The organism is Bacteroidota bacterium, assembly GCA_039111535.1.
Classification (GTDB): domain Bacteria; phylum Bacteroidota; class Rhodothermia; order Rhodothermales; family JAHQVL01; genus JBCCIM01.
The window spans coordinates 1-9,024 of sequence record JBCCIM010000236.1; the positions used below are offsets into that span (position 1 = coordinate 1).

Sequence of the window (9,024 nt, forward strand, 5' to 3'; positions counted from 1 at the left end):
CTCCTCCCACTCGAAGAATTTGATGGCGAATGGGTGACCTTATTTGACGGCGTTTCCCTGAACGGATGGCGTGCCAATGAAAACACAGGCACCTTCAGTGTTGAAAATGGCAGCATTAAAGTTGATGGGCCGCGCTCCCACCTCTTTTATGTTGGCGATGTCGGCGACCACAATTTTAAGAACTTCGAGTTCAAAGCAGATATTATGACCAAGCCCGGAGCGAACTCGGGGATGTATTTCCATACCGAATTTCTCGATGAAGGCTGGCCAGAGAAAGGCTATGAGGTCCAGGTCAATAACACCCATAGCGATCCTAAAAAAACTGGCGGCCTGTATGCCATCGCCGATGTAATAGACAATTCGCCGGCGAAAGACAACGAGTGGTTCACCCAGCACATCATTGTAAAAGATAACTGGATCCAAATTCGGGTGAACGGCGAGGTAGTAACTGACTACGAAGAACCTGCCAATGAGCTCAGACCAGAAAACATGCGCCGGCGCAAGCTCTCAAGCGGTACCATCGCCCTCCAGGGTCACGACCCGGAAAGCGTGATCTACTATAAAAATGTGATGGTGAAAATAATTGAGTGAGGAGTGAGGAGTGAGGAGTGAGGAGTGAGGAGTGATTGAAGTTAGTTTTTTGCTTGATGGTCCTGCTAACTATGCCCTCCTTAATCGCATAAAAAAGCAGTTGCCCGGCGTAAGGCTGCGCACTGTTTTTTGCCTCGTAACCCCTGTAGTAGCCCGCCCCCTATGTCTTCAAAGCTCAAACAATTCCTCGCAGCTTCCGGACCGTTCTGGGGCTTGCTCTTTGTGTTCATGCTGTTTGCTGTACTCAGCCCGCAGGCGTTCACATCATTCTATAACCTTAAAACCATTTTCACCCAGAGCGTAATCATAGGGATTGCAGCACTGGGGATGACCTTTGTCATTATCTCGCGGGGTATTGACCTGAGTGTCGGGTCGCAGATTGCGCTGGGTACGGTGGTAACCGCGGTTTTGCTCAATATGGGTGGCGGTGGATGGTGGCCTGCCGTTGGGGCGCTTGGAGGTATTTTAGCCTGTGCCGCCGTAGGGGCCATCGCAGCCTTTTTTATCACCCGGTTTGGTGTGGCTCCTTTTATCGTCACGCTCGGCACCATGCAAATTGCACGTGGTGCTGCCAAGTGGATTGGTTCTGAACAAACGGTACCAACCGATGACAACTGGCTGCAAGCCCTGATGCTCATCGACCCCGAACCCGGTTGGCTTGTTTTTGCACCAGGAATCTGGATCGCTCTGCTCCTCTTGCTTGTATCCGCTATAGCACTCCGCTACACCATCTTTGGCCGATATGTTTATGCCATTGGCTCAAACGAAGAAACTGCCCGTCTCTGTGGCGTCCGCGTAGACCTGATGAAAATCATCATCTATACCCTCTGTGGTGTATTCACGGGCATAGCCGCGATCATGCAATACAGCTATCTCACCATTGGCGACCCTACATCTGCAGTAGGGCTCGAGCTCGACATTATCGCAGCAGTGGTCATTGGCGGCGCATCCCTGAATGGCGGCGAGGGCACCGCCATCGGCTCTTTTATCGGTGCGCTCATCATGGCTGTACTCCGCAACGGATGTAACATGCTTGGCGTCCCCAACTTTGTGCAGGAAATTATCATTGGCGCCATCATTGTAGGCGCAGTCATGATTGACCAGCAAAAGCACAGGCTAAAATCGTAGCGCCTAAAAGCCGAGTATATACACGCTTGCTGCGGCAACAAGGAAATACCCAACCAGCGTGCTTGCGCCGGCATAGTCCTGCGCCACGCGCTGCCCAAAGAAGAGCGCAATAATAGACAACAGGGATACCTGCGCCCCTAGCAAACCAACCTGCGTTTCTCCATTTAGCAGGAGCAGCACAAGACCCACAGCAGACAATACGCCGGCTGCTACCTCAAGTAGCGTGATTGCCGGCATCATGAGTCCTACCGTATTTTTTAATGGACTGTTGGCAAAGTGGCTTTTGAAGTAGTCGAGGTTTCCTTTGTAGTTGAACACTTTGTCCAAACCTGATTGTAAAAACAGGATACTCAAAAACGCCAGGCAGGCCAACTTTAAAAACAGGGCCGGCGCCAGGATCGCAATCCCTTCCATTATATATTCCTCTTGCTGTTCAGATCAATTATGACGCCGTTGCGCGGTTAAACTGGAATGAAATCCCGATACAAACCAGGCCATCTTCGTCTTCATTCCGATATACAAAAACGAGGTCCTGCGTACCATCGATTTCAGGAAACGCAATCGAAACATCCTTTTCTCCAAAGTCTGTCAAGCCCTGCGCTACATCCATGGTGCCCAGTAATTGTCCGTCGGGACTGCCGAGATAAATATCTACATGCCCTCCGGTCGTAAACGTCGGCGCAACCACAAACGTACCCTTGATCCCACCGATACCGCGCAGGTCAATATTTTTGTAAATTACTTCAGCGCCATGAGCGCCGAGCAATAGTTGCCGTCCACCGAGGCCCCCGGGAGCATCTTCTGGCGCTGTTACGCTTTGGGCATCTTTGGCCTCGTCGTAATCAACCGCTGCAATGCGTGGGCTGCGCAAAGTAACCACGTCACGCACCGTGAGCGGTCCAACACCCTCTCCACCGCGGTCTGTGTAGGTTGCTATAAAAGTGTAGGTCCCGGCTTCTTCCTGGCCTTTGTGGTCTGTGAAAGTATACGATCCATTGAGCGGCAAGCCGGGTGCCGATGCCGCGTTGCCATCAATCGACAGAATGTATTCTGCCATCTTCCTGGCTTCAGCAACCGACACCTGCGGATGGGCCGCCATTACAACTTCGCCCCAATTGCCGCCGCCGCCATTGACAATTTTCTCGGCCAGCATAGCCGGCGCTTTTGCGTCACCCTGGTAACGTATGGCGATGTCCTTGTAAGTGGGACCAACCGATGCCTGATCGACAAAATGACAGCCGGCGCAGTCTGATGCTTCAACCAGTTGCTTGCCCACCAATGAGCGCGTAGCATCCATCATGGCTTCATGACCAAGAACAGGCAAAGCAAGGTCAGTACCTCGCTCGAGATAGTCCATTGTCAGGGTAACATCACCAGGATTTATCCCACCATCAACCAGGCTACCATCTTCTTCGTCAGTCAGCGCAATCGCGTATTCTATCACAGAATCATCCCAGTAAAAGGTGCTGCTTCCTCCTACAATGTCAAAGGAAAGCGCCGGCAACCCGTTGCCGGCCAGCACCTTGAAACTTGTGCTGGCGCGCTCACCTTCCGGGTCACTTACCGTGAGACTCACGGCATATTCGCCGGCCGTGTTGTAGGTATGCGCCGGATTGGCTTCTGTGGATGTCGTACCGTCGCCAAAGTCCCAGCTATACGCCAGTTCATCATTGTCATAATCGATGGAGGCAGAGGTGAACTGCACATCAAGGGGGACAGCGCCAACGCTTTGGTCCGCCTCAATGGCTGCAAGCGGCGGTCGATTGCCCTGGATATAGGCAATGTGCGACAGGCGAGCCTGGGGACTGCCGGAGAACCAGGAGGGTCCGTATTCGAGCATGTAGATTGTACCATCCGGGGCAAAAAGCATGTCCATCGGGTTGATGAATTCCATACTGGACAGGAAGGGCTCCATGCGCACGTAGTTACCTTCTTCATCCATGGTCACCGCCATCATCCAACCACGCATCCAATCATAAATGAAGAGTTTACCGTCGTAGTATTCCGGAATTTTGCCTTCGGAGGATGCATAATCATCATAGTAATACACGGGGCCGGCCATGGCATTTCGGCCGCCGCTTCCTACCAGTGGAAATTTTTCTGACGGGCCGTAAGGATACCAGATAAAAGCCGGCTGCGCAGGGGGCAACTCGCGAGCGCCGGTATTATTTGGTGAGTCGTTGATCGGGGCGTTTACATCGAAAAGTGGTCCCGATTCTTCCGTCTCAAAGCTGTGGTCGTTATAGGCCTGGTTATCGCCGATGAAATAAGGCCATCCGAAGAAGCCGGCGGCTTTTGCCTGGTTAACTTCATCGTACCCACGAGAACCTCTGCTTGTGCTGTCTTCGCCGGCATCTGGGCCAATTTCTCCCCAGTAGAGGTACCCCGTACGCTGGTCGATAGCGATACGGAACGGATTGCGGTTACCCAGCACAAAGATCTCCGGCCGGCCGCCAGATCCATCTTTCGGAAACAGGTTACCATCGGGGATGCTGTAGGTACCATCAACCTCTGGCTTGATGCGCATGATGCTGCCGCGTAGGTCATTGGTATTAGACGATGACTTTTGCGCATCCCATGGCCCACGCCCCTCGCGTTCGTCGATCGGGCCATAGCCGGTATCGCGGGGGCTGGTATTGTCACCGATGGAAAGAAAGAGATTACCATCCGGGCCAAATTCAATGGAGCCGGCCACGTGGCAACACTGGTCGCGCTGTACTGGCACAGTAAACAGCACTTTCTCGCTTTCAAAATCGAGCGTTTTATCTACCAGATCAAAACGCGACAACCGGATTTCGTCGGCGTCGGGCGCTGAATAAGACATATAGATCCAGTTGTTGTTTGCATAGTCTGGATCAGCGGCAACGCCGAGCAAGCCTTCTTCGAGATCAGAGTAAACATTGACGGTTGCAATCGTTTCCGTTTCACCTGTCGCGCGATCGTATAACTTGACATCTCCATGGCGCTCAACAAAAAGAATGCGGCCATTGCCCAGGTATTCCAGTTCCATGGGCTCGTTGAGGTTATCAACCAACACCTGCTTCATGTAGCGGTTTTGCTCTGGCGCAACCGTGGCGTTGTTGAAATCAACGGGCCGGCCCTCACCAGCGGCATACTGAATACCACCCCAAAGGTGTGATAAAAAGAGCTCGTCTTCGTACGATGCAGCCGTGTGGCCGAGTCCTGTATAGAATGAACGTCCGCCATCGTATTCCCGATACCATGCAATTGGGCGCGGCGCTGCAGCCGGTGACTCGTCTTCGCTTTTGTACGACAACTCATCAATGGTCAGGAGCACTTCTACTTCTTCATGAACCGACCGGTATTCGTACCACTCATCTTCTTTATTCCAGGTGGCCGGCAGCCCTTGCGCGCCCGGATGGTCGGCATCAACAACTTGCAACGCGCCTTCGCGCACATTCGGATCCATAGGATGGCTCTTGAACCAACCTCCAACAAGTTCACCATACCAGGGCCAGTCGTACTCTGTATCCGCAGCAGCATGGACACCAACAAAGCCACCACCAGCCTGAATGAACCGGTTAAATTCAATTTGTTGGGCATCGTTCAGCACATCACCCGTTGTATTGAGAAACAGCACAACATTGTATGCCTGAAGGGCTTCTTCATGAAACACGGAAGCATCTTCTGTTGCCAGCACGGTAAATCCATGCGTTTCACCCAATTGCCTGACAGCCGCTATACCCGGCTCAATTGAATCATGCCTGAACTGTTCGGTCGAGGAGAACACAAGCACGTTGATTTCGCCACCATTATCCCGAAAAAAGAGAAAGTAGGCGGCCAACAGGGCAAGCGGTACAACAGAAAACAGAAACAGCTTCCGCTGATAAAATGGTTTTTTCATGACAACAACAGACTATGTGGCTAACGGTGGTGCTGCTACGTTGGTGGAGGCTATTGCAGCAGGTGGGTCCCTTAAAATAGGAAATTAAGCGAACTAGGTAGCTTGAAAAAAATCAGTGCGTGTCAAAAGTGACTAAAATCCCCCGGATAAACAAAAAAGGCTGACACCCGAAGGAATCAGCCTTTTAATATTGTTAGCCAGCTTTAGAAGCCCATGCGGCTATTCTTTGCCATTCTTGCTGGCATCAGTGCTTTTGCTTGGCTTAAGCACGTTATCAATGAGGCCGTATTCCTGGGCCTCGGTTGCACTCAACCAATAATCACGCTCGGAGTCTTCCTGCAGCTGCTCGTACGTTCTGCCAGAATGCTCGGCAAGAATCTCGTAGAGGCGTTTCTTGAGCCACAGAATTTCTCGCGCCTGGATTTCGATATCCGCAGCCGTACCCTGGCTACCACCCGAAGGCTGGTGCAGCATAATACGAGAGTTTGGCAGCGAAGCACGCCGGCCATGTGTACCTGCAGCAAGCAATACAGACCCCATAGACGCCGCAAGGCCCACACAGATGGTGGCAATAGGCGTGGAGATGAACTGCATGGTATCATAAATCGCAAGACCGCTGTACACTACGCCACCGGGGGAGTTGATGTAGATGTTGATATCACGATCCGGATCTTCACTGGCAAGGTAGAGGAGCTGTGCAACCGCAAGGTTGGCAATCTGATCGTTGATCGGCGTACCGATCATAACGATCCGCTGCTTGAGCAGCATACTAAAAATATCATAGGCGCGTTCACCGCGGGTTGTTTGCTCAACAACCATCGGCACAAGGGCGCCAAGGGGCTGTTCCTGGAACGGCCGGCTATAAATTTCGCCTGGGACCTGCAGGCTCTTACTGAACTTCAGAAAATCTTCAACCATAGATCTATTTTGACTTGATAAATAGTTTTTATCCGACCAGCGGTATCAACCTGGTTTATGCTGTTTTAGCATTCAGCAATTATTGCTTGCTATTGTATCGACCGATGCACTGCTTCTCTCAATACGGCTTCTCCGCAATACGCATCTCAAACAATACTTTTACAAACTTGACAGCACCAGACAAATACCGCCCAAATGTTGTTGAAGCAGACGCTAATCTTTAATGGAAATGCGGCAAGAACGTTTCAGCTATAAAAAAACGCCGGAAGACATGCGCGCGAGGCCTGGCTACATTAATATCCTGGAAAAACCCGATGTGCCTCAGGATACAGGATCGGCTTCGTTTTCAGCTTCCATCTGTGCTTCGCGCTTGGCTTTTAATGCTTCCATGTACTCATCTTTATTCAGCTCTTCCAGGGTTACCTGTTCAGCAAGGTAGCCAAACAGCTTTTTGCTGAGGAGTTGTTCGTTGATCATGTCCATGGCGCCTTGCATGCTTTTGTAGTACTGCTCAAACGCGCTTGCTGTCTCTTCACTCCCTCCGCTCACTTCGAGGAAATAAGCTGAGCGGTCTTCATCGGTCACTTCAAGGGATTGCTGTTCAACCATCGTATCACGCATCATTTTCCAGCGCGCTTGCTGTTCTGCGTAATCGCGGTTGGCTGCACTGAAAGAGGCCATATCAAACCCTTCAGGCAGTTCATTGTTGTTTTTCCGCTTGATGTCTTCTACAAAAGAATTGATAAAGATGTCAACCGCTGCATTGGGCACGGGGAAGTCGTGCAGTTCGATCATCCGCGTCATCAGCTCGCTCTCGAGCAGCTTGCGGGATTCTTCTTCAAACCCTTTGCCAATCTGACTTTTGACAAAGTCTTTAAGGCCGGCTTCGTCTTCCGCTTCTTCACGGGTGACTTTCTTGACAAACTCGGCATCGAGTTCAGGCAACGTACGCTGCTTAACCTCTTTCACCGTCACTTCGTAAGGTGCGGTGGCTTCTACTTCGCCCTCAGGTGTCTCTTCTACGGGCAGCTCAACCTGGAAAGTGGCTTCTGCCTTTTTGCCAAGCAGGCCGGCGCGCAGCGCATCTTTCAGTTTTTCGTCATCTACAAAGAAAGCAACATCTTCTTCACGCTCTCCAATGATGGGCGTTTTGCTCTCAGCATCGAGGCGTTGCATGTCAATGGTGACATGGTCAGTTTCTTTGATGCCACCCCGCTTGCGTTCACTTAGCTCAGCATCCTGTAGGCGCATCTGTTTGATCTGATCGTCCACCTCTTCATCAGAAACCTCGTGCACGAGCTTCATGATTTTCTCGCCAGAGAGGTCTTTGATCTCGATTTCAGGATGTACGCCAAATTTCAATACTGCGTGCAGGTCGCCATCAAGCTTATAATCAAAGTCGCCAAAGCTCGGCATACCAACCACTTTGAGCTCATCAGGCTCGATAACTTCGCTCTGGAACACCCCAAGCACTTCGCGCTCGATTACTTCCATTACCAGAGACTCACCAAACATTTTCTTCAGGATCGGCATCGGTACTTTGCCTTTCCGAAATCCTTTTAGAGAAATCTGCGCCTGCTGGGCCTTGAGCCGCTGGTTAATTTTGGGCGCCAGATCTTTTGCCGTTGCATCAATTTCCAGTTCGTATTCTACGGGAGTGACTTGCTTGATGGTGGTTTGCACGATGTTGGCCTGCTATTCTTGAAGAGATTTCCGCTGTGCGGATGAAATAAAGAGGCCAATTGAATCCGGGTAGCGTGGCTGTGGTTCCTGCCCCTGGATCGGTAAAAGCAAGCGGGTAGATTTGCCGGCATATTTCAGCAATGCAACACATTGAAGGGTACTACATATTTCAGGGCTGCCACTCGGTTTCGATCTGGCTGCTGTGCTATACACTACCGGTTTGTGTAGGGCCGGCTTGTTGGGGCAACTGGCGAGAGAGGTTACGTACGTTGGCATCAATCATATACTTCCACAACCCGGCGCTATTCATCCAATAGCGGAGTTTTGTGCCATCACGCATCCAAAACGTGAGGTTTGCTTTTTTGAGCTGCCCAGCTTTCCACTCAACATGTTCAATACCGTCGAGCATCAAAAGACGATGGTACATACCCGTCAAAGCCATGCCACTAAGTTCAATACGATTGGGAAACAGCAGTGCCTTCGTAAAAAAAAGCCGCTTTTGGGGGTCGCGGAAACGGCTGGTGAGCATTACTTCTTCCCTCTCGCTTCTGTTTTTTGGCGAGAGCATGCGAAGTTACAGGCTTAATATGCGATAGCGTAACAGGTATATCGGCACGGTAGGTGGGGGACTTAATTGAGTGAGGAGTTGGGAGTGAGGAGTTGGGAGTGAGGAGTTGGGAGTGAGGAGTTGGGAGTGAGGAGTTGGGAGTGAGGAGTTGGGGATATGTGACCCTAATACGGAAACACGGAAGAACGAAAACCCCGAAACACGGAAGAACGAAAACCCCGAAACACGGAAGAACGAAAACCCCGAAACACGGAAGAACGAAAACCCCGAA

The 9,024-nt window shown here is 51.2% G+C and carries 7 protein-coding genes; 2 read left to right on the top strand and 5 right to left on the bottom strand.

Features of this window, described 5'->3' with window-relative positions:
* Positions 1–591: DUF1080 domain-containing protein (locus tag AAF564_23950; protein ID MEM8488623.1), on the top strand; the 591-nt coding region annotated here is incomplete at its 5' end.
* Between the two features lie 162 nt (positions 592–753).
* Positions 754–1,719: an ABC transporter permease gene (locus AAF564_23955; protein MEM8488624.1), complete on the top strand. Its 966-nt coding sequence runs from the start codon at positions 754–756 to the stop codon at positions 1,717–1,719.
* 3 nt (positions 1,720–1,722) lie between these two features.
* On the opposite strand, the gene AAF564_23960 is transcribed toward AAF564_23955, so the two are convergent.
* From AAF564_23960 to AAF564_23980, 5 genes are all read right to left on the bottom strand, one after another.
* Entirely contained in the window at positions 1,723–2,133 is a 411-nt protein-coding gene (locus AAF564_23960; GenBank protein MEM8488625.1) for a DoxX family protein, read from the bottom strand.
* 28 nt (positions 2,134–2,161) lie between these two features.
* Positions 2,162–5,584, bottom strand: coding sequence for a ThuA domain-containing protein (locus tag AAF564_23965; GenBank protein MEM8488626.1), 3,423 nt, complete (start codon positions 5,582–5,584; stop codon positions 2,162–2,164).
* Positions 5,585–5,803: 219 nt separating this feature from the next.
* A complete protein-coding gene (locus AAF564_23970) occupies positions 5,804–6,502 on the bottom strand; it encodes an ATP-dependent Clp protease proteolytic subunit (GenBank protein MEM8488627.1) in 699 nt (232 codons plus the stop codon).
* A gap of 321 nt (positions 6,503–6,823) precedes the next feature.
* Positions 6,824–8,185 carry a trigger factor gene (gene tig / locus AAF564_23975; protein MEM8488628.1) on the bottom strand — a complete coding sequence of 454 codons (1,362 nt, stop codon included), beginning with the start codon at positions 8,183–8,185 and terminating at the stop codon, positions 6,824–6,826.
* Positions 8,186–8,390: 205 nt separating this feature from the next.
* A complete protein-coding gene (locus AAF564_23980; GenBank protein ID MEM8488629.1) occupies positions 8,391–8,753 on the bottom strand; it encodes a hypothetical protein in 363 nt (120 codons plus the stop codon).
* Between the last annotated feature and the right edge of the window lie 271 nt (positions 8,754–9,024).